19 protein-coding genes are annotated in these 25080 nt (G+C 72.5%); 11 read left to right on the top strand and 8 right to left on the bottom strand.

Annotated features, from left to right (window positions below):
- Positions 1–9 precede the first annotated feature (9 nt).
- The 3 genes from ABZX61_RS36495 (at position 10) to ABZX61_RS36485 (ending at position 4083) form a co-directional block, all read left to right on the top strand.
- Positions 10–1989 (top strand): beta-galactosidase, encoded by a 1980-nt coding sequence (locus ABZX61_RS36495; protein ID WP_355200714.1) that lies wholly within the window; start codon positions 10–12, stop codon positions 1987–1989.
- Between the two features lie 10 nt (positions 1990–1999).
- Entirely contained in the window at positions 2000–3097 is a 1098-nt protein-coding gene (locus tag ABZX61_RS36490; RefSeq protein WP_355200712.1) for an arabinogalactan endo-1,4-beta-galactosidase, read from the top strand.
- A gap of 152 nt (positions 3098–3249) precedes the next feature.
- Entirely contained in the window at positions 3250–4083 is an 834-nt protein-coding gene (locus tag ABZX61_RS36485) for an SAM-dependent methyltransferase (protein WP_355200710.1), read from the top strand.
- Positions 4084–4087: 4 nt separating this feature from the next.
- Here the strand turns inward: ABZX61_RS36485 and ABZX61_RS36480 are convergent, their stop codons facing one another.
- The 6 genes from ABZX61_RS36480 to ABZX61_RS36455 all read right to left on the bottom strand — a co-directional run bounded on the left by ABZX61_RS36480 (position 4088) and on the right by ABZX61_RS36455 (position 13302).
- Positions 4088–4462 (bottom strand): YchJ family protein, encoded by a 375-nt coding sequence (locus tag ABZX61_RS36480; RefSeq protein WP_350735188.1) that lies wholly within the window; start codon positions 4460–4462, stop codon positions 4088–4090.
- Positions 4463–4467: 5 nt separating this feature from the next.
- Entirely contained in the window at positions 4468–5304 is an 837-nt protein-coding gene (locus ABZX61_RS36475) for an NAD-dependent protein deacetylase (RefSeq protein WP_355200708.1), read from the bottom strand.
- 56 nt (positions 5305–5360) lie between these two features.
- Positions 5361–7121: an ABC transporter ATP-binding protein gene (locus ABZX61_RS36470; RefSeq protein ID WP_355200707.1), complete on the bottom strand. Its 1761-nt coding sequence runs from the start codon at positions 7119–7121 to the stop codon at positions 5361–5363.
- Entirely contained in the window at positions 7118–8863 is a 1746-nt protein-coding gene (locus tag ABZX61_RS36465; RefSeq protein WP_355200705.1) for an ABC transporter ATP-binding protein, read from the bottom strand. Before ABZX61_RS36465 ends, ABZX61_RS36470 begins: the two co-directional genes overlap by 4 nt.
- A gap of 132 nt (positions 8864–8995) precedes the next feature.
- Entirely contained in the window at positions 8996–10471 is a 1476-nt protein-coding gene (locus ABZX61_RS36460; RefSeq protein ID WP_355200703.1) for a hypothetical protein, read from the bottom strand.
- Complete coding sequence (locus ABZX61_RS36455) at positions 10471–13302, bottom strand: hypothetical protein (protein WP_355200701.1); 2832 nt, start codon at positions 13300–13302, stop codon at positions 10471–10473. Before ABZX61_RS36455 ends, ABZX61_RS36460 begins: the two co-directional genes overlap by 1 nt.
- 314 nt (positions 13303–13616) lie before the next feature.
- On the opposite strand from ABZX61_RS36455, the gene ABZX61_RS36450 reads away from it, so the two are divergent.
- Both ABZX61_RS36450 and ABZX61_RS36445 read left to right on the top strand, forming a co-directional pair.
- A complete protein-coding gene (locus ABZX61_RS36450; RefSeq protein WP_355200699.1) occupies positions 13617–14705 on the top strand; it encodes a PP2C family protein-serine/threonine phosphatase in 1089 nt (362 codons plus the stop codon).
- A 142-nt stretch (positions 14706–14847) separates the two neighbouring features.
- Positions 14848–15957, top strand: coding sequence for a histidinol-phosphate transaminase (locus ABZX61_RS36445; protein ID WP_350735174.1), 1110 nt, complete (start codon positions 14848–14850; stop codon positions 15955–15957).
- A 50-nt stretch (positions 15958–16007) separates the two neighbouring features.
- Here ABZX61_RS36445 and ABZX61_RS36440 read toward each other — a convergent pair whose 3' ends face one another.
- Positions 16008–17057, bottom strand: a complete 1050-nt coding sequence (locus ABZX61_RS36440; RefSeq protein ID WP_355200697.1) for a glycerophosphodiester phosphodiesterase family protein — start codon at positions 17055–17057, stop codon at positions 16008–16010.
- A gap of 214 nt (positions 17058–17271) precedes the next feature.
- Between ABZX61_RS36440 and ABZX61_RS36435 the strand changes: the two genes are divergently transcribed.
- The 4 genes from ABZX61_RS36435 to ABZX61_RS36420 all read left to right on the top strand — a co-directional run bounded on the left by ABZX61_RS36435 (position 17272) and on the right by ABZX61_RS36420 (position 22340).
- Entirely contained in the window at positions 17272–18870 is a 1599-nt protein-coding gene (locus tag ABZX61_RS36435; RefSeq protein WP_350735171.1) for an ABC-F family ATP-binding cassette domain-containing protein, read from the top strand.
- Positions 18871–18983: 113 nt separating this feature from the next.
- The gene (locus tag ABZX61_RS36430; RefSeq protein WP_020547488.1) at positions 18984–19199 is read left to right on the top strand and encodes a helix-turn-helix domain-containing protein; all 216 of its coding nucleotides are present in this window, start codon (positions 18984–18986) and stop codon (positions 19197–19199) included.
- Positions 19200–19350: 151 nt separating this feature from the next.
- Complete coding sequence (locus ABZX61_RS36425; RefSeq protein WP_355200695.1) at positions 19351–20166, top strand: enoyl-CoA hydratase/isomerase family protein; 816 nt, start codon at positions 19351–19353, stop codon at positions 20164–20166.
- A 287-nt stretch (positions 20167–20453) separates the two neighbouring features.
- On the top strand, positions 20454–22340 hold the full coding sequence (locus tag ABZX61_RS36420; RefSeq protein ID WP_355200693.1) for an ABC transporter ATP-binding protein: 1887 nt from the start codon (positions 20454–20456) through the stop codon (positions 22338–22340).
- Here ABZX61_RS36420 and ABZX61_RS36415 read toward each other — a convergent pair.
- Positions 22312–23196 carry a sulfotransferase gene (locus ABZX61_RS36415; protein WP_355200691.1) on the bottom strand — a complete coding sequence of 295 codons (885 nt, stop codon included), beginning with the start codon at positions 23194–23196 and terminating at the stop codon, positions 22312–22314. The genes ABZX61_RS36420 and ABZX61_RS36415 overlap by 29 nt on opposite strands.
- Before the next feature lie 58 nt (positions 23197–23254).
- Here ABZX61_RS36415 and ABZX61_RS36410 point away from each other — a divergent pair, with 58 nt between their 5' ends.
- A complete protein-coding gene (locus ABZX61_RS36410; RefSeq protein WP_355200690.1) occupies positions 23255–24148 on the top strand; it encodes an LD-carboxypeptidase in 894 nt (297 codons plus the stop codon).
- A gap of 33 nt (positions 24149–24181) precedes the next feature.
- Entirely contained in the window at positions 24182–25051 is an 870-nt protein-coding gene (locus ABZX61_RS36405; RefSeq protein WP_355200688.1) for a hypothetical protein, read from the top strand.
- Positions 25052–25080: the final 29 nt, after the last annotated feature.

The following is a 25080-nucleotide window of genomic DNA, read 5'->3' as shown; positions in this document are numbered from 1 at the left end:
GGGGGATGGATGTATCCGGAGCGTCCTGCCGGCATCGCCTTTGGCGGCGACTACAACCCGGAGCAGTGGCCACGCGAGATCCTGGAGGAGGACGTGGCCCTGATGCGCGAGGCCGGGGTCAACCTGGTCAGCCTGGGCCTGTTCTCGTGGGCGCTGATGGAGCCCGCGGAGGGGCGCTACGAGTTCGGCTGGCTGGACGAGATCGTCGACCGGCTGCACGAGGCGGGGGTCGCCGTCGACCTGGCCACGCCGACCGCCGCCCCGCCCGCCTGGTTCATCCGGAAATATCCAGACGTGCTGCCGGTGACCAGGGAGGGGACGCGGATCGGGTTCGGCGGCAGGCAGAGCGCCTGCTCCAGCGCCCCGGCCTTCCGCGAGGCGACCGCGCGGCTGGTGCGCGCGCTGGCCGAGCACTACCGCGGGCACCCGGCCGTGGTCATGTGGCACGTGCACAACGAGTACGGGGCGCCGCTCGGCGAGTGCTACTGCGAGCACAGCGTGGCGGCCTGGCACGGCTGGCTGAAAGCCACCTACCGGGATGTTTCCGCATTGAACGAGGCCTGGGGCGCCACGTTCTGGGGCCAGACGTACACCGACTGGGCGGAGATCGACGCCCCCCGGTTCAACCACACGGTGGTCAACCCGGCCCAGCGCCTCGACTACGCCCGCTTCAGCGACGGCCAGCACCGCGAGCACTACACGCTCCAGCGCGACATCCTGCACGAGCTCACCCCCGGCATCCCCGTGACCACGAACTTCGCCGGCACCGTGAACTGCAAGTCCACCGACCTGTGGCAGTGGGCCCGCGAGCTGGACGTGGTCGCCAACGACCACTACCTGCGGGCCGAGCGGCCGGACAACCACATCGACCTGGCCATGTCCGCCGACCTGGCCCGCTCGGTGGCGGGCGGCGCGCCGTGGATGCTCATGGAGCACTCGGCGGGGGCGGTCAACTGGCAGCCGCGCAACATCGCCAAGCGCCCCGGCGAGATGCGCCGCAACAGCCTGGCGCACGTGGCCCGCGGCTCGGACAGCGTGCTGTTCTTCCAGTTCAGGGCCTCGAGGTTCGGGGCCGAGAAGTTCCACTCGGGGATGGTGCCGCACGCGGGGACCGGCTCCGAGCAGTGGCGCGAGGTGGTCCGGCTGGGCGCCGACCTGCGCGGGCTGGCCGAGCTGCGGGGCAGCCGGGTGCCGGCCGAGGTGGCGGTCGTCTGGGACTGGGAGTCGTACTGGGCGCTGGAGCTGGACTGGCGGCCGTCGGTGGACCTGACGTTCAGGGAGCGGATGGACGCCTTCTACGAGGCGCTGTGGCGGGAGCACGTCACGGTGGACTTCGTCCACCCCTCCGCCGATATTTCGGGATATCGGGTGGTGGTGGCGCCGAGCTCGTACCTGCTGACCGAGGCGTCCGCCAAGAACCTCCACCGGTACGTGGAGGCGGGCGGCAACCTGCTCGTCTCCTACTTCTCCGGCATCGTCGACGAGCACGACACCATCCACCCGGGTGCCCACCCCGGCGCGCTGCGCGAGCTCCTGGGCCTGTCGATCGAGGAGTTCCACCCGCTGCGCGAGCACGAGACGGTGACGCTGGCGGGCGGCGGCACGGCCCGGATCTGGTCCGAGCGGATCCACCCGGCGGGCGCGGTCGCCGTACGCGACTTCGCCACCGGACCCGACGCGGGACACCCCGCCGTCACCCGCCACGACCTGGGCGCCGGCTCCGCCTGGTACCTCGCCACCGCACCCGTCACCGGCTTGCGCGAGCTCCTCGGCCAGGTGCTCGACCACGCGGACGTGTCCCGGCCGCGCGGCCTCCCCGACACCCTCGAACTCGTCCGCCGGGGCGACCACGTCTTCCTGATCAACCACGGCGACGAGCCCGTGACGGTCGAGGGGGTGTCCGGGACCAGCGTGTTCGACGGCGTACGGCACGAAGGATCGGTCACCGTCGCGCCCGGCGCGGTCACGGTCATCGCCACCACCCCCTAGGGAGACCTCGATGAAACGCATCCTGACCACGCTCCTGTTAGTGCTCGCGTCCCTGACCGTCGCGCACCCGGCCCAGGCGGGGGTGCTGCGGATCAGGGGCGCGGACGTCTCCAGCCTCGCCAAGTCGGAGGCGTACGGCGGCCTCTACCGCGACGCCCGCGGCCGCGAGGGCGACGCGCTGCGCATCCTGTCGGACGCCGGGCTCAACTACATCCGGCTCAAGGTCTGGGTGAACCCGGCCGACGGCTACAACACCAAGGCGCGGATCCTCCCGGTCGCCAAGCGGGCCAAGGCGCAGGGCATGAAGCTCCTGGTGGACTTCCACTACTCCGACACCTGGGCGGACCCGGGCAAGCAGTTCAAGCCCGCCGCCTGGGAGTCGCTCACGCTCGACCAGCTCGCGCAGGCCGTGTACGACCACACGTACGACGTGCTCGCCGCCCTGCGCCGCCAGGGCACCACGGCGGACATGGTGCAGGTGGGCAACGAGATCAACGGCGGCCTGCTCTGGCCGGACGGCTCCAACGCCGACTGGCCGAGCACCGCCCGCCTGCTGAACGCCGGGTACGACGCGGTCAAGCGGGTCTCGCGCGCGACCAAGGTCGTGCTGCACCTGGCGAACGGAGGCGACAACGGGCTGTACCGGTGGTGGTTCGACAACGCCGCCGCCCACGGCATCCGGTACGACGTGATCGGGCTGTCGTACTACCCGTACTGGCACGGGACCCTGGAGACGTTCCAGGCCAACATCAACGACGTGGCCACCCGTTACGGGCGGCCGGTGGTCGTGGTGGAGACGGCGTACCCGTTCACGACGGAGGACGACGACGGCTGGCCGAACATCATCGTCTCCTCGGAGCCGTACCCCGGCTACCCGGCGACCCCGCAGGGCCAGGCCGCGATGCTGGCCAAGGTCGCCGACATCGTCCGGCAGGTCCCGGACGGGCTGGGCCTCGGCCTGTTCACCTGGGAGGCGACCTGGACCGGCGTCAAGGGCAACGGCTGGGACCCGGCGGACCCGTCGTCGGGCAACGGCTGGGAGAACCAGGCCCTGTTCGACTACGCCGACCGCGCCCTGCCCGCCATGCGCGTCCTCGGCCACGCCTGACTTCCCGCACGCACCCGTCCCCGGAGCTGCCGAGCCGGGCCTGACACGGAATCCTGACCGGCATTTACCTAAATTGCGGAAATCTGGCTTACCGCGACACTATGATCGCTTTACGCCACCTCCGCACCACGGTGCGTACCCGAAGGAGCCCCATGGTCGACCGCCGGCCGGAGCGCGCGCCGCGCGGAATCGACACCTCCAGGCCCAACGTCTCCCGTGTCTACGACTTCATGCTCGGCGGCAAGGACAACTACGAGGCCGACCGCGAGATGGCGCTGCGGGCGCTGGAGATCGTCCCGGACGCGCCGGAGGCGGCGCGGGCGAACCGGGAGTTCCTCGGGCGGGTGGTCAGGTTCCTGGCGGCACAGGCCGGGCTGCGTCAGTTCCTGGACCTCGGCTCCGGGCTGCCCACGCGGGACAACGTCCACCAGATCGCCCAGTCGGCCGCCCCCGGCAGCCGGGTCGTCTACGTCGACCACGACCCGATCGTGCTCGTTCACGGCCGCGCGCTGCTGGCCGTGAACGACGACACCACGGTCGTCGAGGCCGATGTCAGGGACCCGGACGCGGTCCTCGACGACCCGGAGACCAGGCGCCTCATCGACTTCGGCGAGCCGGTGGGGCTGCTGATGTTCGGCATCCTGCATCACCTGGCCGACCACGAGGACCCGGCCGGGATCGCCGCCCGCCTGATGGCCCGCCTTCCGGCCGGCAGCCACCTGGCCGTCTCCCACTTCTACGACCCGGGCACGGAGCACCCCGAGGCGTCCACTCAGGCGTACGGCGCCGAGAAACTGTTCAACGAGACCCTGGGCACCGGCCGGTGGCGCACCCGCGAGGAGATCCTCGCCTGCTTCGACGGCCTGGAGCTGCTGGAGCCCGGGCTCGTGCCGCTGCCGGAATGGCGGCCGGCCTCCGGCGACCTCGCCTGGCCCGGCCTGTCCCGTCACACGCTGGCCGGCGCCGTCGCGCGCAAGCCCCGATGAGGGATTACAGCGCGCCCGCGTACACCCAGCGGCCCTCGAAACGGACGAACCTGCTGTTCTCCTCCATCTCCCCCGGGTTGCCGCGTTCGACGTAGTGGGCGCGGAAGCGCACCGTACCCTCGGTATGGACGACGCTGCCGCCGGTCGTCTCCAGCACCTCCAGCCGCACCCAGCGCGTCTTCCTGTCCAGGTCGAGCCGGGCCGGGCGGGCGGACGGATGCCAGGTGCGCAGCAGGTAGGCGGCGTCCCCCACGCCGAACGCGCTGTATCTGGACCGCATGAGCTGCTCGGCGGTGGCGGCCGCCGCCTCGCCCCGGTGGAGCCTGCCGCAGCAGTCCTGGTAGGAGGCGGGCAGGCCGCACGGGCATGTACGAGGCATGACCCCTATTGTGCCGGGACCGGCAGCCGGGTCGTGAGCTCGGTCAGCGTGGGGCCGAGCGGGGCGTCCAGGGTGAGCGAGGCGTCGGCGTCACCGCCGGTCTCCCCCTGGTTGACGATGGCGATGGGGATGCCGAGCGAGGCGGCCTTGGTGACGAACCGCAGCCCCGACCTGACCGTCAGCGACGACCCCAGCACCAGCAGCAGGCTCGCGCCCGCCACCAGGGCGAAGCACTCGTCCACGCGGGGCCGGGGAACGTTCTCGCCGAAGAACACCACGTCGGGCTTGAGCACCCCGCCGCACGCCACGCAGTCGACCACCTGGAACCCGGTGACCTGCGTGTCGGTGAGCACGGCGTCGCCGTCGGGGTTGATCCGGGCGGCGGCGGCCTCCCAGGCGGGGTTGGCGGCCCGCAGCCGCCGCTCCAGCTCGCCGCGGGGCGTGCGCTCGCGGCACGACAGGCACACCACCCGGTCGAGCCCGCCGTGCAGCTCGATCACGCGCCGCGCCCCGGCGGCCTGGTGCAGGCCGTCGACGTTCTGGGTGACGATGCCGGCGAGCAGCCCGCGCCGCTCCAGCTCGGCCACCGCCTGATGGCCGGCGTTGGGCCGGGCCTGGCCGATCTCCCGCCAGCCGACGTGGCTGCGCGCCCAGTATCGCTGCCGCGCCTGCGCGCTGCCGACGAAGCGCTGGTACGTCATCGGCTCCGCGCGCCGGGCCCGGCCGGTCGGCCCCCGGTAGTCGGGGATGCCGGACTCGGTCGACAGGCCCGCTCCGCTGAGCACCGCCACGCCTCCGCCCGCGACCAGCTCGGCCAGTCGTGTCACTGTCACACCCTCCATGGTGCCCGATCTCCGCGCCCGCCCGTCCCCCGGCTCTGGGGACGGGCGGGTCACGCTCAGTCCCCCGTGCGTTCCTCGGCCTCGGCGATCCGCTCGGCGCTCCACAGCCGCCGCATCTCCGGGCAGCTCTCCAGCAGCTCGCCGAGCCGCCCGCGCCCCGCGACCCGGCCGCGGTCGAGCACCACGATCTGGTCGGCGCGTTCGAGCGCGGCCTGCCGGTGGGAGACGACCAGCAGGGTGCCGTGGCCGGCGATCCGCTCCCACAGGAGCCGCTCGGTCTCGACGTCGAGCGCGGACGACAGGTCGTCCACGACCAGCAGGTCCGGGTCGCGGACGAGGGCACGGGCCGCGGTGGCCCGCTGCACCTGCCCGCCGGACAGCCGCACCCCGCGCGGCCCCACCACCGTGTCGAGCCCGTCGGGCATCGCGGCCAGGTCCGGCTCGAACGCGGCCAGCTCCAGCGCCCGCCCGATCTCGGCGTCGGTCGCGGGCCGGCCGAGGAGCAGGTTCTCGCGCAGGGTCTCGGAGAACAGCCTCGGCACCTGGCTCGCGTACGCCGCCCGGTCGGGGACGAGGAACGTGCCCGGGTCGCCGACGGGCACGCCGTTCCACGAGATCGTGCCCTCGTCCAGCGGCAGGAGGCCGAGCAGGGCGCGTACCAGGGTGGTCTTGCCCGAGCCGACCGCGCCCGTCACGACCGTGAACGAGCCGCGCTCGACGCGCAGGTCGATCCCCCGCACCCCGCCCGCGCTCAGCCCGCGAACCTCCAGCACCCGGAGCGGGCCCGGGTGCGGAGGCACGGCCGCGACGGCCGGCGGGTCGCGGCGCAGCCAGACGTCGGCGCCGCGCGACAGGTCGCCGGCGCTCTCGTGCGGCGCCATCAGCCGGGTGAGCCGGTCGGTGGCGACCGCGGCCTGCGGCAGGCGGTAGAGGACGGTACCGATCGACCGGGGCAGAGCCGTGAGCCAGCCGATGTAGCTGGTGAACAGCGCGAGGTCGCCCACCGTGAACTCGCCGCCGCGCATCGCGGGGGCGGCCAGGAGCAGGACGAGCCCGATGCTGAGCTCGACGGTCGCGCCGGTCGTGGCGTCCAGCAGATCGGTGGCCAGGCGGTCCTTGACGGCGGCCGCGCGCCGCCGCCGGTTGTGCTCGCGCAGCCGCTCCAGCGCCGCCTCCTCGGCTCCCGCGGTCTTGATCGCGAGCACGCCGCCGAAGATCTCGCCCACGTACGCCGTGACGGCCGCCCCGAGCGTCCTGGCCCGCTGGTGCAGCCGCCCGATGGTCTGCCGCATGAGCCTGCTCAGCACGCCGATCGCGACCATCGGCAGCACCAGCGCCACCGTGATGACCGGATCGACGGAGGCCATGATCCCCAGCGCGGCGACGGCGAAGAGCGTCGTCCCGGCCAGGCTGACGCTCTCGTCGGTGAAGTCGACCGCGTCGGCCACATCGTCCCGCAGGCGGGCGACGGACTCGCCGGGCGAGTGCGGCAGCCGCGCCGAGGCGGGGCCGCGGGCGGTCAGGATGGAGCGCAGGGTGTTGGCGCGCAGCAGGGTGGCCGCCGCGGCCCACCAGTAGACCCCGTACGTCCACGCGATGACGATCATCAGACCCCGGGCGACCTCCACGCCCACGAACGCCGCGCACAACCACAGCACCCAGCCCAGGTCGCCGCCGAGCCCGTCGAAGACCCGCTGCAGGACGAGCCCGCTCGCCAGCGGGATCACGTGGACGGGCAGCCAGAGCAGCGCGCCGACGAGGTATCGGCGGAAGTCGAACGTGGCCAGCCTGGTGGCCACCAGCATGACCGGCTTCACCGGCTCACCCCCGCCAGGTCGAGCAGGCGCCCGAACCTGCTGCCGGGGTCGGCGGCGAGGTCGGCGCGGCGGCCGTACTCGACGATCTTGCCGTGGTCGAGCACGGCGATCTTGTCCACGCGCGACAGCGAGGACAGGCGGTGCGCGATGATCACACCGGTCCGGCCGTCGAGCAGGCGGTCGATGCTCCGCTCGATGCGGCGTTCGGTGGCAGGGTCGAGCCTGCTGGACGCCTCGTCGAGCACGACGAGCCCGGGGTCGGCGAGGAACGCGCGGGCGAACGCGATGAGCTGCGCCTCCCCCGCCGATACCTCGCGCAGCTCGGTGTCGAGCCCGCCGGGCAGTCCGGCCAGCCAGTCGCCCAGCCCGACGCCGTGGAGGACCTCCCGCAGCCGCGCGTCCCCGGGGGACGGCCGGAAGAGCGTCAGGTTGTCGCGCAGGCTCGCCGCGAAGAGCTGCACGTCCTGCGTGACCACACCGATCCGCGTTCGCAGGGACGCCTGGTCGGCCTCGCGCAGGTCCAGCCCGCCGACCCGTACGGCGCCCTCGGTCGGGTCGTACAGGCGCAGCGCCAGGCGGGCGAGCGTGGTCTTGCCGCTGCCGGTGCGCCCCACCAGGCCGAGCGTCTCGCCGGGGGCCAGCGTCAGGGTGACGCCCGACAGCACCTGCTCGTCGTCGCCGGGGTAGGCGAAGCCGACCCCGTCCAGGCGCAGACCGAGCGGGCCGGTCGCGGGCAGGGGCCGGGTGCCCTCGGGCAGCGTGCGCCGCTCGGCCAGCAGGTCCGCGATGCGGGCCAGGCCGGCCAGCGCCGCCTGGTACTGCCTGATCTGGTCGATGAGCCGCTCGAACGGCGTCCGTACCATCAGCGTGTACTGGAAGATCAGCACGGCGGTGCCGACCGTCAGCGTCCCCGACCGCAGCGCCCAGGCGGCGAGCCCGAGCATGATCGCGGTGCCCGCGGCGAACGCCACCGACGTGCCCGCCAGCAGCGTGGTCCCGATGCGCGCGTCCCTGACCTCGGCGCGGTAGAGGGCGGCGCTGACCTGGTGGAAGCGGCGTACGGTGTGCTCGCCGGCGCCGTTGGCCCGCAGGTCCTCGGCTCCGGCCAGCCGCTCCTCCAGCATGCCGAACAGCCGCGCGCTCGCCGCGCGTGACCGGGCGGCCGCCGGGACGGCCAGCCGCTGGGCGCGGGCCATCCCCCACCCGATGAGCAGGCAGTAGACCAGCAGCGCGCAGCCGATGCGCCAGTCGACGCCGAACACGATGACGACCACCCCGGCCAGGAGCAGCACGCTGGCCACGACGTCCATGAGGAACGCGACGACGAAGTCGGCCACGGCCACGACGTCGCCGTCCACGCGTTCGATCATCTCGCCGGGCGTGTGCCGGCCGTGGAAGCCCAGGTCCAGGCCGAGCGCGTGCCGGGCGAGGCGCTCGCGCAGGCGGTTGGTGCCGTCCCAGGCCAGACGGCCGGCCAGCCACGCGGTGACGAGCCGGGCGGCCTGGCCGGCGACGGCCAGCGCCAGGTAGCCGACGGCGATCAGGGTCAGCTGTCTGATGCTCGCGCCGCCGATCGCGTCGTCCACGAAGCGGCGGGTGATCTGCGGAGCCGCCAGTGGGAGCGCGGTGGCGGCTGCTATGGCCGCGACGAGCGCGGCGCTCCGGCGGGGTCCCGGGCGCAGCAGGCGCAGGACAGAGGTGCTATGCGGTGGAATCCGTTGGTCGAATGGTCTCGATGACAAACGTCATGCCCTTTGGATAGGAGGTCTCATTGCTCTGGCGGGACATGAACGTTGTCCTCATCGCCGACCTCCTTGATCCGATGGGCTCGCTCCCGGGAGTACAGCAGCTTCGCGCGGGCCGGGGCAACCGGTTTACCCGCTCCCCCTCAGCACCCCGGCCCGCGCCAGCCCGTCGGTCAGCCGCGCGCGGGCGGGGCCCGGGAGGCAGTCGAGGGCGTGCGGGTCGTCGGCGGCCAGCCGGGAGACGGGCACGACCTGGTACGGGTTGAGCCGGAACGACCGCCCCGACCGCAGGCTCACCGCGAACGTCCCGGGCCCGCACCCGTCGGGCCCGGCGCCGCCGGCCACCACCTGCACGCACGGGTCCCACCCGGGAACGGGCTCCGCGCCGGCCACGGAACAGGCGGCCAGGCGCCCGGGCGGCAGCCCGGGAAGCCGCTCCAGCCACTCCTTGATCATGCGGGTGACCTCGTAGGCCCGCATCGTGTCGGGCGCGTCGAACTCCACCCACCTGACCAGGTCGTCCCCGGCCCTCGGCGGGAAGCGCACGCTCTGCCCGGCCCACTCCGAGCGGATCGCCATCCGGAACGGCCGCAGCCCGGCCAGCCGGACCCCGCCGGCGCCCGCCGCCAGCAGCTCGACGGACTCCCCCGCGGCGCCCGCGGCCACGCCGGGCGCGCCCAGCACCAGCTCGCACGCCACAGCCACGCCCGGCGGGATCGCGGCCAGCAGCCGCCGCAGGTTGACGGTCCACCCGTTCAGGCCGGTCACGGCGGCCAGGAAGTCGATCCGCGTCACGGCGATCGTCAGGCCGCGGCAGCGGGCCAGGACGTCCCCGGGGAAGGCGGCCACCCGCTCCGCGTCGAGCCATCCGGCCCACGGCCCGCCCGCGGGCGGACGGCACGCCCCGGTCACCCAGCGCACCTGCTTCCCCGGCCGGGTGTCCGAGGCGTCCCGCGACCGTGCCCCCTCGACGGGCCCGGCGTCAGTGTCCTTCCCTTTGCCTGCGCGCCACAAGGGGCGGATCACCCGTTCGGGCGACCACGCCGAGAACTCGACCCCGGCCAGCTCCGGCACGCGCCGCAGCGCCGTGCCGTGCTCGGCCACGAGCCGCCCGCACAGCGTCACCCACCCCGCTCCCAGCGCTCCCACCAGCGCGAACGCCGCGGGAAGCTGCCGGGCGCCGTCCAGCACGACGTGCGCCCGCCGCCCGCCGGCGACCTCCGCGGCCAGCTCGACCTCGGGCCGGAACACCTCGCACCGCCCGGCCGCGCCGAGCACGTCCCTGCTGCTCTGCATGCTGCCCTCGGCCAGCTCCAGGTCGTCGATGCTGAGCCGGACCGCGGGGTCGGCCGCCAGCCGCAGCGCGGTGCCCACCGCTCTGAGGCGGGCGTCGTCGAACGCCTGCCGTTCCAGGACGGCCGCCGCCGCCCGCTCGAGCAGCGCCGCGAGCGGCCCGCCGTCGAGCCGTTCGGCGGCGGCCCGCAGCCGGGACGGGTCGGCGAGGCGTTCCACGACGTGTTCATTGAGGTCGAGCACCTCGGCTCCGGGGGGCGGCACGACCTCGGTGGTGAAGTCGGTGAGCGGCGGGACGATGAGCAGCTCCATCAGCGACACTCCCCCTGCCATGGGTACGGGTGCGCCGCCCGCGCGCCCGGGGCCACCGGGTCGGCCGCCCGCGAGCACGAGTCCGCGCGCACGTCCGCCGGTCCCGGATAGCGGGCGACCGCCCGCGAACGCGTCGCCGGAGCCGGGGAGCAGGTGTCGGTCACCTCCGGCTTCGGCCGTGACGCCGGGGAGCACGTGTCAGCCGTCTCCGGCTTCGGCCGGGACGCCGGGCCGCCGCCGGCCGGGCGCAGGTAGACGCAGCGGAGCTCGGCGGCGAACCGGAGCCCGCCGTCGCGCAGCCAGCACTCCTCCGGCCCCGGCAGGGTCTCCGTCAGCGTGAGCCGCTCGGCCGTGGCCGCCAGCCGGCCCAGCCCCTCGACGAGCGCGGGCGAGCGGGTGTCCACGTGGATCGGCCGGCGTTCGCGGGGGGACGCGGCGAAGAACGTCAGGGGCAGGTCGTGCGTCTCCCGCAGCCGCGCCATCGCGACCAGCAGCTCGCGATCCCCGACCGCCTGCCCGAGCGCCTCGAACGACGCCCGCCCCACCCGCCACGCGCGCCGCGAGATGACCACGTTGTCCCAGGTCAGCCGGGGCACCCGGGAGAGGTGCCGCAGGTCCGGCCGGCGCACCCTGGGCAGGGCGAGCGCCGTGTGCAGCGCCGTGTCGTCGTGCTCGCCGTTGTGCAGCAGCAGCGGCCCGTCCACCCCCTTGGCCCGCAGGACGGCCCGGTGCCCGTCGCTGTGCACGTACAGCTCGTCGAGCCCGATCCGGCGCCGCCCGCCGTCGGCCGTCACGCCGCCCAGCTCCAGCACCGGCCCGGGGAACTCCAGCGGCGGCCGGCCGGTGGCGCGGCGCGAGATGACGTTGAGCGCGGTGTGGCCGCCGAGCGCCCGCACGATCGCCGCGTCCCGCTCGGCGACGAGCGCGGCGCCGTCGGGGTGGAACTGCAGGGCCCACGGCGTCAGCAGCGCGACATCGTGGAGGTCGCCGAGGATCAGCGGGGTCAGCCCCGGCTCGTACGCCTCCAGCGACGGCGCGGCCACCATGACGTCGGCCGAGCAGAGCACGGGCGCGGCCGGCGGCTCGGGGTCGTCCAGCAGGCCCGCGAGGTCGACGGTGGCGGCGCCGGCCGGGGCGGCGCGCACGATCGCGGCGATCCGCTCGGCGAGGCGGTCGCCGTGGCGGATCTCCAGGTCGCCGGTCGCCCCCAGCACCTCGGCCAGCCCGAACGTGCCCGCGCCGAGCCGGCCGGCGAGCAGCCGGTTGGTGCGCTGCCTGGTCAGCTCGGCGTCGGCGGCGAGCAGGTCGAGCACCTGGGGCACGCGGCCTTCCAGGTCGGCCGCCAGCCCTTCGCCGACGGTCACCCGGAGCGTGCCGGCCGCGGCCTCGTGCACGACCACGCGGTCGTCCCGGGGCCGGTCGCCGGGCCGGTCGTCGTGCGCGCGCCCGCTGCCGGCCAGCGTCTCGACCCGCCGCTGCAGGGCCAGCTTCACGTCGGGAGAGGCGGCGGGATACTGGGCGAGCAGCTCGGTGATCTCCCGCACGCACCGCCCCACCGACAGGTCACCACCCGAACGGTGGGCCTCCGAACGGTGGGCCTCCGGACGGGGAGCCTCCGAGCGGGGAGCCTCCGAGCGGGGAGCGTCTGGACGATGGGCGTCCGAGCGCGGGACATCCGGACGGGGAGCGTCCGAGCGGGGAGCCTCCGAGCGCGGGACATCCGAGCGGTGGGTGTCCGAGCGCGGGACATCCGAGCGCGGGACGTCCCGACGGTGGGCGTCCGGGCGGGGGGCGTCCGGGCGGGGGGTTTCGGCGGGGAGGCGTTCGCGTAGCCAGGACAGCGGGTCGGCGACCGTGGCCGGCGGGCAGAGGTCGTGGGTGAGCAGCCCGCGGCGCACCGCCACCGCCAGGGCCGCCGCGGCCTGCTCCAGCTCCGTCCCCGACTCGGCGGCGATCTCGGCCAGCGTCCGGCTCCCGTCGCACAGCGCGACGAACGGCGCCGCGTCGGGCACGGCGGCCGGCACGGCGCCCGTCCAGGTCCGGCGGCGCGGCACCAGCCCCGCCACGAGCGCGGGGTCGGCCAGGACGCGCTGCTGGAGCGACTCGCCCACCCAGTCGGCCGGGTACGCGACCCGCCGCGGCCGCTCCCGGTGGCCCGACCAGGTGTGGCCGCCGGCCGCCGCGGGCTCGACGCGGCCGTGGCCGAGCGGCCCGAAGCAGCACGTGGCGCAGAGCCCCTGCAGGACCGAGCCGACCAGGCGCCGCAGCCGGCCGCCCTTGGCGACGCCGCGCCGCAGGTCGCGGTAGAGGCCGGGCGCCGAACGCACGAGGGCGTCGAGGAAGCGCTCGTCGGCCGCGATCCCGGCCACGGCCGCGCGGGCGAGCGCCGCGTCGGCGGCCGTCGTGCCCGCCAGGGCGAGCCGGGCGTCCTCCAGCGACCCGGTCACCTCGTTCCAGGCGGCGAGCCAGCCGGCGGGCGCGGGCGTGTCGCCCGGGAGCGGGCGCAGGTCACGCAGGCGGCTGCGCAGACCACGCGGCAGCCGCCCGCTGCCCGTCCCGCGTGCGGAACGGGCGTCCCCGCCTACGGCGCTGCGGGCCGGGCGGGGGTCCTCGGCCGAGGCGCGGCGGGCCGGGGCCTCGCCAGGGTTCTCGGCCGGGGCTCGGTGGGCCGGGGCCTCGGCGAGCAGGTCGAGCGCCCGCCGCTCCAGCCGGACGACCGCGGCGGCCGCCGCCGCGGCCCGCGGGTAGGCCAGGGATCGGACGAGCTCCCAGGCGAAGCCCGCGCTCCGGACGGTCACGGCCGGCAGCAAAGTCCAGTCCTGCTCGCTCACACGGCCACCCCTTCTCGCGCGGAATTACACCCGGCACGTCTTAACTCAAAATGCTTACAAGATCATCTTTGCTTGTCAATGAGACCGTCGATGAGAAATCAATGAGCAAGTCATGACACCCCGACCACCGACACCTGCAAATCCCGCCATAAGATGCAGAGTCGTTTACTTCTGGCTTTCATCCCCTTATCCGCCCTGCACAGAGGCCAGATCCGGGTGCGACGGCCCGAATTCGGCCGCTCATTTCACGGTTTTCTTCCGTACGTTCGAGAAAACCGCCGTTACGCCGTTCCATGACGGGGGATGAAGGACTCGTGACGGATGGCGGGCGACGCGAAGGGCCGAATCTCTCGACACCGGCGTTCGTCGCCGGGCTCGTCGTCATCACCGCCGTGGTGGCCGCGCTCGACATCCTCTCGGGCACGGCTGTGCGGCTGTTCCCACTGCTGATCTTCCTCCCGGCGATCGTGGCCGGGCTGGGCACCGTGCGGCAGACGATCGTCGCGTCGCTGTGGGTGGTCCTGGCGGCGGCGGGGGTCACCACATACCTGGGCGGCGAGCTGGACGACAACCTGCTGGCCGCGGGGTTCACGGCCGTGTTCGGCGCGCTGAGCGTCTTCGGCTGCGCCTACCGGGTGCGGCGCGAGGAGGAGGTGCACCGGCTGCGCTCGGCGGCGGCCGCCCTCCAGCAGCTGATCGTGCGCCCGCTTCCGCTGCGCACCGCCGACGTCGTCATCGACGGCCTCTACCAGCCGGTGGAGGAGGACACGCTGGTGGGCGGCGACATGTACGAGGTCGCCGTCTCCCACCACGGCACCCGGGTGCTCATCGCCGACGTGCAGGGCAAGGGCCTGCCCGCCATCGGGACCGCGCTGGCCGTGCTGGGCTCGTTCAGGGAGGCGGCCTACCGGGAGGAGACGCTGGCCGGGGTCGTCGAGGCGATGGAGAACGCCGTGGCCAGACAGAACACCTTCGCCGCCACCACCGGGGAGCCCGAGCGCCTGGTCACCGCCCTGGTGCTGGACATCAGCCGCCGGCTGGACGTCGAGGCGGTCAACTGCGGGCACATCGCCCCGTACATGATCCACCGCGGCGACGCCCGGCAGGTCAACCTCGGGGAGCCGTCCGTGCCGCTCGGCGTGGGCACGCTCGCTCCCGGGCCGCGCGGCGGCGCGCGGTTCGCGTTCCCGCCCGGCGCGGCGCTGGTGCTGTGCACCGACGGCGTCACCGAGGCCCGCGACCCCCGCGGCGCCTTCTATCCGCTGGAGGAGCGCCTGGAGGGCTGGGCCCCCGACCCTCCCGACCGGCTCGCCCAGGCGCTCGGCGAGGACCTCCGCGCGTTCACCAGGACCGCGCCGCGCGACGACATCGCGATCCTCACGCTACGCCGGTCCGAGTCCTGACCTGCCGGGAGCCGGCTCGCGCACCGTCATGAACCGGTCGCTCCACCCACGCGTACCTACACACATCGGACATGTCCATGGAGGTGTCGTGGAGCTCAGCCTCTTGCGGGCACAGGCTCACAGCCCGTCGTATTTTTCGTTGATGCGTGCCTCGTCAGGAGAGCGCGCGCCGGTTGACTTCTGCATCCCGTGCAACCCATATTTCCCGACCCCGGAGATCTTCGAGCATCTCGGGAGAAACCTGGAGACGATTCTCAAGTTCTATCCGAGCGACGCGGGCACGATCACCGCGGAGCTCTGCGCCACGCTCGGCCTCCACCCGAAGACGGTCGCCATGGGCAACGGGTCGACCGAGTTGATCACCTGGATCGATCACCTGCTGGTGCGCGAGAGCCTCGCGGTGCCCATCCCGACCTTCGGGCGCTGGACCGACCAGCCGCTGGAGACGGGCAAGCGGGTGGACATGTACCCGCTGCTGGAGAGCCGCAACTTCACCCTCGACGTGCAGGACTACGTCTCGTTCATCCGCATGCGCGGCTCCCGGGTCGCGGTGATCTGCAACCCGAACAACCCCGACGGCGGCTACCTGCCCAAGCACGAGGTCCTGCAGCTGCTGGACGAGCTCATCGACCTCGACCTGGTGATCGTGGACGAGTCGTTCGGCGACTTCGTGGACTGCGAGCCGGACGCGGGGCTGGCGGCGGAGGCGGCGGTCCGGCCGAACGTGATCGTGCTGCGCAGCCTGGGCAAGAACTTCGGCCTGCACGGCATCCGGTTCGGCTACATGGTCGCCAACCCGGCGCTGGCCGGGCGGGTGCGCGACGCGCTGCCCAAGTGGAACCTCAACTCGTTCGCCGAGGTCATCGTGTTCATGATGCGGCAGTTCATGGGCGAGTACCACAACAGCCTCAGGCTGGTGGGCGCGGACAGGCGGGCCATGTTCCAGCAGCTCAGCACCATGCCGGGGCTGTCGGTGTTCGCGTCGCAGGGCAACTTCCTGCTGATCAAGCTGCCGCCCGGCTACGACGGTGTGGGACTGCGCGACCACCTGCTCTCCGAGCACGGCGTGTACGTGCGCGAGTGCGGCAACAAGCTGGGCACGACCAGCCAGTTCATCCGCCTGGTCGTGCGGCCGCAGGACGACGTGCGGCGGCTGCTCATCGGCATGACGCAGTTCCTGTACTCCGGCAGCCTGCACGAGATCCCCGTCATCGGGGTCCACCACCGGCACGTCAACCCGCTGTCGGCCTGAGATTCCACCCGGGCCCCGGCAGCGCTCCGCCGGGGCCCGGGCGGGCCCCGCTACCGCCGGTGGAGCCGGTAGCGCTTGGGCAGCTTGAACCCGCGCTCGGCCATGATCTGCCGCAGCCGGTCGGGGTAGTCGGTGATGATGCCGTCCACGCCGTCGTCGATGAGCTTGTTCAGCGTCGGCCCGTCGTCGATCGTCCACGGGATCACCTTGAGGCCGAGGGCGTGCGCCTGGTCGACCATGTCCTTGGTGACGTACGCCTGGTAGCCGGGGTCGGTCACCTTGCCGTTCTGCGGGAACCCGTGCACCGGCGAGAACGCGTCCGCCCCGAACGACTTGACCGCCTTGAGCGGGTCGCCGCCGAAGTCGTCGATGTCGATGCCGCCCAGCCAGGGCGAGGCGCCCGGCTGTCCGGTCTGCAGGAAGTCGCGGTTGGTGAGCGCGACGAGCGGCAGCCGCGGCTCCAGCTCCCGCATCCGCATCAGGGCGCCCCAGTCGAAGCTCTGGATCGTGACCTGCCGCAGCATCCCGGCGCGCCGGATCTCGTCCAGCGTCACCTGGACGAACTGCTCCCTGGGCGCCGTCTCGCTCGGCGCCCCGGCCTCCACCTTGGTCTCGACGTTGAGCTTCACGCCCCACGCCCGGTACCGGCGTACGAGGTCGAACACCTCGCGCAGCATCGTCATCGGCGCCCCGGGCACCGCCCGCTGCCCCGGGAACTCCGCCAGCGTCAGCGACCCGCAGTCCATGGTCCTGACCTGCTGGAGGGTGAGCGTGTTGATGTACTTGCCGACGTACGGGAACTCGGGGTCCCCGGGCACGGCGGGCGCCGTGTCGCGGCACTTCCTGTTGCTGATCCGCCTGTCATGCGTGACGACGGCCTGGCCGTCCTCGGTGATCTGCACGTCGAGCTCCAGCGTGCCGACGCCGAGCTCCAGCGCGTTCGCGAACCCGGGCAGGGTGCTCTCCACCACGAGCCCGAGCCCGCCCCGGTGCGCCTGGAGGTCGAACGCGCGCCGCCCGTCGGCGAGCGCCGCCTCGGGCGTGGCCGTCAGGGTCACCGCTGCCGCCGCAAGGACCGCGAGCCATCTCTTCTTGTTCACACGCGACAAGATCTGGCATGACGGGGACGGCCGGGCGTACGCGAGATGAGCGCGGGACGAAGCCTTCGCGATCAGGCGCCCTGCCCACGGCGGGGAGCCGAGCTGCCGACGCGTGGGTCCGAACAGCCTACACTGATCCGTATGCATACTCCCGATTGATCTGGCGTCGCACGCCTCAATCCTCCGTTTCCTAGCTCGGGAGTGTTCCGCCAACATGATCATCGCCAGTGACATAGAGCTGCGCGCGGGCGCGCGGCTGCTTATCGAAAAAGCGTCGTTCCGGGTCAACCCGGGCGACAAGATCGGGCTCGTCGGGCGCAACGGCGCGGGCAAGACGACCCTCACCAAGGTGCTGGCGGGCGAGGGCCTGCCCGCCAGCGGCGCCGTCACCACCAGCGGCAGCGTCGGCTACCTCCCCCAGGACCCGCGCACCGGCGACCTGGAGGTGCTCGCCCGCGACCGCATCCTGTCGGCGCGCGGTCTCGACGAGGTCATGCGCAAGCTGCGCGAGGCCGAGCTCGGCATGTCCTCCGCCGACGACCGCACCCGCGAGAAGGCCGTCAGGAAGTACGGCAGGCTCGAGGACCAGATGCACGTGCTGGGCGGATACGCGGCCGAGTCGGAGGCCGCGTCCATCGCCTCCAGCCTCGGGCTGCCCGATCGCGTGCTGTCACAGCCGTTGCAAACGCTTTCCGGCGGTCAGCGCAGGCGCGTGGAATTGGCGCGAATTCTTTTCAGCGGGGCGGAAACTCTCCTTCTCGACGAGCCGACAAACCACCTAGATGCCGACTCAATCGGGTGGCTTCGTGATTTTTTGCGTTCGCATCAAGGCGGCTTGGTGATCATCAGCCACGACGTCGGTCTTCTTGAAGCGACGGTCAACAAGGTCCTGCACCTGGACGCCAACCGCTCGGTGATCGATCACTACAACGTCGGCTGGAAGGCCTACCTCGCCCAGCGCGAGACCGACGAGAAGCGCAGGAAGCGCGAGCGCGCCAACGCCGAGAAACAGGCAGGTGCGCTGCTCGCGCAGGCCGACAAGATGCGCGCCAAGGCCACCAAGGCCAAGGCCGCGCAGGACATGATGCGGCGTGCGCACCGGTTGCTGTCAGGCACCGAGGAAGAGCGCCAAAGCGACAAAGTGGCGCGGTTGCGCTTCCCCGAGCCGCAGCCGTGCGGGCGCACCCCGCTCACGGCCGAGGGGCTGTCCAAGTCGTACGGCTCGCTGGAGGTCTTCACCGACGTCAGCGTGGCCATCGACCGAGGTCACAGGGTCGTCATCCTCGGCCTGAACGGCGCCGGAAAGACCACGCTGCTGCGGATTCTCGGCAACATCGAGACTCCCGACACGGGCGAGATCCGGCCCGGCCACGGCCTCAAGGTCGGCTACTACGCCCAGGAGCACGAGACCCTCGACGCCGGCCGCACCCTGCTGGAGAACATGCAGTCGGCCGGGGGCCAGTTCACCGACACCGAGCTGCGCAAGGTGCTCGGCTCGTTCCTCTTCACGGGCGACGACGTCGACAAGCCCGCCGGGGTGCTGTCCGGCGGCGAGAAGACCCGGCTGGCGCTGGCGATCCTCGTGCTGTCGAGCGCCAATGTCCTCCTTCTCGACGAGCCCACGAACAACCTCGACCCGGTCAGCCGCGAGCAGGTTCTCAATGCTCTGAGGTCCTATTCAGGAGCAATCGTCCTAGTCACACATGACGAGGGTGCCGTTGACGCCCTGTCACCGGATAGGGTGATCTTGCTACCGGACGGAACTGAAGACGCATGGAGCGACGAATTTTCCGATCTTGTGGCACTTGCCTGATCTTAATTTGAGTGGGTACGGATCTTTTCCCGTGGAGTAGGTAGCCGATCCCGCTGAAATGACTGATCATGGCGGAGTAACGCTGCGGAAGTCCGGCACTACAGGAGGTACTCGTGGCCGAGACACTGAAGAAGGGCACCCGGGTCACCGGGGCCGACCGGGAAAAACTGGCCGGCGATCTCAAGAAGCGCTACGCCGCGGGCGAGAGCATTCGCGCCCTGGCCGCTTCGACCGGTCGGTCTTACGGGTTCATCCACCGCATCCTGAGCGAGTCCGGCGTGACTCTGCGCGGGCGCGGCGGGGCGACCCGAGGCAAGTCCAAGCGCTGACGGCCGCCTCGGAACGTGCGACCGCAGCCGCCCGTCCCTAGTCAGCCATACCGTCGCGCCCGGGCCAGAACCATGTTCTGTAGGCTCGGGCGCGACGGTCAGCACACTGGGCGCGCACTCCTTGCGCGACCAGGACTGGAGGGAGCGGGCGATGGCGGCAGCACAGGCGCGACAGCGCGGGGGGAATGCGGACGAGGTCTCCGTCACGGCGGAGCACGGAGTTCGTCTCGAGGTGGACGGTGAGATAGCGACGATCACGCTGGACCGGCCGGAAAAGCGGAACGCGCAGACGTTCGCGACATGGTCGGCGCTGGCTCGGATCGGCGAGAGCCTGCCCGAGCAGGTGCGCGTAGTCGTCGTGAAAGGTGAGGGACCGTCCTTCTCGGCAGGGATCGACCTGCGGATGTTCACACCTGAGGGGGTGCCCGGACAGGGCTCGTTCAGCTCGGCGGCCAAGAGCGACGACGCAACCTTCGAGCAGCGCATCAGCCAGGCACAGGCGGGGTTCCTGTGGCTGCGCCGCCCGGAGATCGTTTCCATCGCCGCAGTGCAGGGGTACGCGATCGGTGCGGGGTTCCAACTCGCGCTCTCCTGTGACCTGCGGATCGTGGCCGATGATGTTTCCTTCTGCATGAAAGAGCCCGCACTGGGCCTGGTGCCCGACCTGACGGGGACCAAGCCCCTGGTCGAGCTGGTGGGCCTGGCCAAGGCGATCGACATCTGCCTGACCGCCAGGACCGTGCACGCGGACGAGGCCATGCGCATCGGCCTCGCGGAGAAAGTGGTCGCTCGGGGCGACCTGGATCAAGCCGTACGAGACAAGGTCGCGGAGCTGCTGGCCGTCAACCGGGACGCGGCGATCGCGACGAAGCGACTCCTCCAGGGGGCGCAGGGCCGCTCCCTGGAGGAGCAGCGTGCGGCCGAGCGGATCGAACAGGCGGCCCGCATCAAGGCCCTCTTCGCCTGACCCATCGGACGGCCGCCCCTCGGAGGCGGGGGGCCCTCGCGGGCTTTCCCCGGACGGCCGCCCGCCACCGCTGCCCCATCCGGGCGTCCGAGGCGAACCCAGGACCGCCTCGCGTCCTCATGCTCCCCGAAGGACGGACATGGCGACGACGGCGAGCGCCCTGGTCACGCGGGTGGGCGGTAGGTTGGGAGGGGCGGCGGCGCCGGTGGGTTTCGCGCTGAGCGGACGGGGGAATCGCCGGGCGCGCCGGCGGTGCTCTCTCCCGTGGAGAAGGAGGGATCCCCCGGATGGCGATGATGGGAGGGGGTTTCGGCCCCAACGTTATGGCGTCCCTGCGGCGCGACGGCTCGGTGACCAAGCAGCGGCTGCGGCCCGGCACCGTGCGGCGCATCGCGCGCTACGCCAAGCCGTACAGGACGCACATTGTCGCGTTCCTGCTGCTCGTCGTGGCGGGCGCGGTCATCGTGATCGCCAACCCGCTGCTGATGAAGGCGATCATCGACGACGGCATCCTGGCCAGGCGGCCGGGCGTCGTGGTCGGGCTGGCGGTGACGATCGGCGCGCTGGCGCTGGTGGACGCCGGGCTGACGCTGGTGCAGCGGTGGTTCTCGGCGCGCATCGGCGAAGGGCTGATCTACGACCTGCGCACCGAGGTGTTCGACCACGTGCAGCGCATGCCGGTGGCGTTCTTCATGCGGGCCCAGACCGGCGCGCTGGTCAGCAGGCTCAACACCGACGTGATCGGCGCGCAGCGGGCGCTGACGAGCACCCTGTCGTCGGTGGTCTCCAACGTGGTCAGCCTGGTCCTGGTGCTGGGCGCGATGCTGGCGCTGTCGTGGCAGGTGACGCTGGTCGCGCTGGTGCTGCTGCCGATCTTCATCGTGCCCGCCAAGTTCGTCGGGCGGCGCATGTCGGCGCTGACGCGCGAGCAGATGCAGCTCGACGCCGAGATGAGCTCTGTGACGACCGAGCGGTTCAACGTGGCGGGCGCCATGGTGGCCAAGCTCTACGGCCGCCCGGAGGACGACGCGGAGGTGTTCGGCCGCAGGGCGGCCCGGGTGCGCGACGTGGGCGTGACGGTCGGCATGTACGGCACCGTCTTCCGGGTCGCGCTCGGGCTCGTCGCCGCGCTGGCCACCGCCCTGGTGTACGGCATCGGCGGCGTCCTGTCCGTGTCCGGCGTCTTCGAGCTGGGCACGCTGGTGGCCCTGACCGCCCTGCTGATGCGCCTGTACGGCCCCCTCACGTCCCTGTCGAACGTGCACGTCGACGTGATGACCGCGCTCGTGAGCTTCGACCGCGTCTTCGAGATCCTCGACCTCAAGCCCATGGTGGCCGAGCGGCCCGGCGCCGAGCCGATCCCCGGCGGGCCGGTCACGATCGAGTTCGACGACGTGCGCTTCCGCTACCCGGCCGCCGAGGAGGTCTCGCTGGCCTCGCTGGAGTCGGTCGCCAGGCAGGACAGCGGCCCGTCGTACCCCGTGCTCAAGGGCATCTCGTTCACGGCCGCGCCGGGCCGGCTGGTCGCCCTGGTCGGCCACTCGGGCGCGGGCAAGACGACCATCACGTCACTGGTGTCCCGCCTGTACGACGTCAACGAGGGCGCGGTCCGCATCAACGGGCTCGACGTGCGCGAAGCCACCCTCGACTCCCTGCGCGACACCGTCGGAGTGGTCATGCAGGACGCTCATCTCTTCCATGACACGATCGGGGCCAACCTCCGCTATGCCAGGCCGGAGGCGAGCGACGAGGAGATCTGGGAAGCTCTCAGGGCCGCGCAGATCGGCGACCTCGTGGAGGGCCTGCCCGAGCAGCTCGACACCGTCGTGGGCGACCGCGGCTACCGGCTGTCGGGCGGCGAGAAGCAGCGCCTGGCGCTGGCCCGGCTGCTGCTCAAGGCGCCGCGCGTGGTCGTGCTCGACGAGGCCACCGCCCACCTCGACTCGGAGTCCGAGGCGGCCGTGCAGGTGGCGTTGAAGACCGCGCTGGAGGGCCGCACCTCGCTGGTGATCGCGCACCGGCTCTCGACGATCAGGGAGGCCGACGAGATCCTGGTGATCCACGAGGGCCGCATCGCCGAGCGGGGCCGCCACGAGGAGCTGCTGGAGCGCGGCGGGCTCTACTCCGAGCTCTACCGCACCCAGTTCACCTCTTCAGGTAGCCCAGGCGGTTGAGCTCCTCCCTGGCCACCTTCTCCACCAGCTCCAGATCGGGTCCCCGGAGCTTGGCGCGCCAGGCGCCGACCCTGGGGACGCCGGTGTCGTACAGGACGACCTTGGACACCCGCGTCTCCAGGAACTCCGCGAGCGTGGCGACCGACGGCGCCGGCTTGTGCACCAGGTCCTCGTAGCGCAGCGTCAGGAGCTGCTCCTCGGGCAGCGTCCTGCGCAGCTCGGCGCTCATGCGCACGGCGCTGCGCCAGCGCAGGGCGCTCTTGCCCGCCGCCGGCATGCCCTTCCAGCGCTCGAGGTGCTCGTCCTTGTTGACGCCCAGGAACGGATTGGGGAACTCGGTCTGCTCCGTCAGCATGGCCGGCTTGAACCAGGCCAGGCACGCGGGGTCGTCCAGCATGCCGGCCACCACGTCCCTGCCGTCGCGGATGAGCTGCACGAACCGCGCGTCGGGGAACGCCTGGAGCAGCACGCCGGCGCTGTAGAGCAGGTCGGGGCTGCCGTCGCCGAACCTGGTGATGTCGCCGGCCGAGACACAGGGACCGGTCCCTGTGACGCCGCCCGCCTCGCGGCACGACACGGCGCACTGGCCGCACGACCGGGGCAGCACCTGCCACGACTCGGCGAGCGCGTCGCGCATGACGCGCACGGCGCCTGAGGTCTGGCCGATGGACGGCTTGCGGGCGAAGGCGTACACCACGTGCGCCACACTCGCGCGGCCCATGGTCACATGGAAGCCGGGGGATCGTTTCAGGGCGCGGGCCAGCAGGTCCGTACCGGAATGCGGCGCTCCGATCAGGAAGACCGGCCGGCGGACCTTGATGCCGTTGACCACGAGGATGTGGGGCGGAAGTCGCATACGAGAGGTAAGTGTGACACCGTTTGCCACGTGTACGAGCCAAAGGAGGAGTTGATCCATGCGACCCGGTGACACCGTCGCCGTCGTCTCACCGTCGGGGCCGCCCAGCGCGGCGCTGCTGAGGCGTGGCGTGGAGCGACTGGAGGGCCTCGGGCTGAAGGTGGTGGTGGGCGCGCACGCGCTCGACCGTCAGCCGCTCGACTACCTGGCGGGCGACGACGCCGCCCGGGCCGCCGACCTGCAGTCCGCCTGGTGCGACCCGGCCGTCTCTGCGGTGTTCTGCTGCCGCGGCGGGTACGGCGCCGCCCGGCTCCTCGACCTGCTCGACTGGGACGCCATGCGGGCCGCCGGCCCCAAGGTCCTGCTGGGGTCGAGCGACATCACGGCGCTGCACAACGCGTTCGCCATCGAGCTGGGCGTGCCCACGCTGCACGGGCCGATGGCGGCCTGCGACGTGCTGGCCTCCGAGGAGGGGCCCGAGCCGCGCACGTGGGACAGCCTGCGGGCGGCGCTGTTCGGGGCGCCCCAGAGCGTCCGGGGCGAGCGGGTGCTGGTGCCGGGGCTGGCCGAGGGGGTGCTGGCCGGGGGCAACCTGTCGTTGCTGGCCTCGATGTGCGGGACCCGGTGGCAGCCGTCGTTCGCGGGCAGGATCGCGTTCCTGGAGGACATCGGGGAGGAGCCGTACCGGATCGACCGCATGCTCACCCAGCTCCTGCAGGCGGGGGCGTTCGACGGGGTGCGCGGGATCGCGCTCGGCTCGTGGGTCGACTGCGGTGACCCGTACGCGGTGCTCGAGGACCGGCTCGGGAGGCTCGGAGTGCCCGTCCTGGCAGGGCTTCCGGTGGGGCACGGGTCGCCCCAGATGAGCGTGTGGCTGGGGAGACTTGGGGTTATCGATACCGAATCGTGCTCGCTAGCGGGCATCGTCAGTGATGAGGGGCAGGCAAGGTAGGAGGGACGAATCCGACAGAAAGGGACACGGCGCGTGAGCTTGTTCAAGCGTGACCGCCGGCCCTCGCGCCGGCCGGTCGAGGATGTCGACCTGGACTCGCTGCTCTCGCTCGTCGCGGAATCCCTCGGATACTCCTTCGAGTTCGCCAAGGACGGCGGCTCCGTGACGCTCAGAGGCGACATGGAGCTGGTCGTCAGGCTCACCGGGCTGCGCCGCGAGGCGGGCCGCCGGGCCAGGGAGGACTGGCCCATGCTGGTCTCCGAGCACCTCGCGCACGCCGTGGCCACCGCGGGCGAGCGGCTGGACGTGTGCGACCTGGAGCAGGCCCGCCCGCTGCTGCGCACCCGCGTGGACGCCGTGGACGCGGTGCCCGACCTGACCCGCGTGGTGGGCCGCCACCTCAACGCCGACCTGGTGGAGCTGCTCTTCGCGGGCTCCCGGCCGGTGCGGCCCGAACAGGCCGGGTGCTGGCCCGTGGCCGCCGCGAAGGCGATCGACCTGGCCGTCTCCAACGTCCGCCGCGAGGAGCGGCTGGAGCTGGAGACGATCCTGCTGTCCGGCACGCCGGTGACGCGGCTGACCGCCATGACCCCGGCGGCCGCCACGCACCTGCGGTGGCTGGGCGACTACCTCCCCGTGCCCTCCGACGGGGTGCTCGTGGTGCTGCCCGATCCGTACACGCTGCTCGTGCACCCGGTGGACGGGATCGGCGTGGTACGCGCCATCGAGCGGCTGCGGGTGCACGCGGCGCGTACGGACGGGCTGAGCTCGCAGGTCTACTGGTGGCACGAGGAGCGGCTGACGCTCATCAGGGCCGACATCGTCGCCCAGGACGGGCAGACCAGGCTCGTGGTGGCGCCGCCGCCGGAGTTCGCCCGCGTCCTGGCCCGCCTGGCCGTCTGAAGGGCCTGGGGCGGGCTCCAGGAGCGCGG

The sequence above is a fragment of the Nonomuraea sp. NPDC003709 genome, from assembly GCF_040610775.1.
In the GTDB taxonomy this organism is placed as follows: domain Bacteria; phylum Actinomycetota; class Actinomycetes; order Streptosporangiales; family Streptosporangiaceae; genus Nonomuraea; species Nonomuraea angiospora_A.
The sequence above is the reverse complement of the archived record's forward strand: the minus strand, read 5'-3'. Positions and strand labels throughout refer to the sequence as shown.

Excerpts from the sequence above, each read along its gene's own strand:
- ABZX61_RS36410 (WP_355200690.1), top strand. The coding sequence starts at position 23,255 with ATGCGACCCGGTGACACCGTCGCCGTCGTCTCACCGTCGGGGCCGCCC.
- ABZX61_RS36445 (WP_350735174.1), top strand. The coding sequence starts at position 14,848 with ATGCGTGCCTCGTCAGGAGAGCGCGCGCCGGTTGACTTCTGCATCCCG.
- ABZX61_RS36495 (WP_355200714.1), top strand. The coding sequence starts at position 10 with ATGTATCCGGAGCGTCCTGCCGGCATCGCCTTTGGCGGCGACTACAAC.
- ABZX61_RS36460 (WP_355200703.1), bottom strand. The coding sequence starts at position 10,471 with ATGGAGCTGCTCATCGTCCCGCCGCTCACCGACTTCACCACCGAGGTC.
- ABZX61_RS36420 (WP_355200693.1), top strand. The coding sequence starts at position 20,454 with ATGGCGATGATGGGAGGGGGTTTCGGCCCCAACGTTATGGCGTCCCTG.
- ABZX61_RS36490 (WP_355200712.1), top strand. The coding sequence starts at position 2,000 with ATGAAACGCATCCTGACCACGCTCCTGTTAGTGCTCGCGTCCCTGACC.
- ABZX61_RS36480 (WP_350735188.1), bottom strand. The coding sequence starts at position 4,462 with ATGCCTCGTACATGCCCGTGCGGCCTGCCCGCCTCCTACCAGGACTGC.
- ABZX61_RS36485 (WP_355200710.1), top strand. The coding sequence starts at position 3,250 with ATGGTCGACCGCCGGCCGGAGCGCGCGCCGCGCGGAATCGACACCTCC.
- ABZX61_RS36425 (WP_355200695.1), top strand. The coding sequence starts at position 19,351 with ATGGCGGCAGCACAGGCGCGACAGCGCGGGGGGAATGCGGACGAGGTC.
- ABZX61_RS36435 (WP_350735171.1), top strand. The coding sequence starts at position 17,272 with ATGATCATCGCCAGTGACATAGAGCTGCGCGCGGGCGCGCGGCTGCTT.
- ABZX61_RS36475 (WP_355200708.1), bottom strand. The coding sequence starts at position 5,304 with ATGGAGGGTGTGACAGTGACACGACTGGCCGAGCTGGTCGCGGGCGGA.
- ABZX61_RS36415 (WP_355200691.1), bottom strand. The coding sequence starts at position 23,196 with ATGCGACTTCCGCCCCACATCCTCGTGGTCAACGGCATCAAGGTCCGC.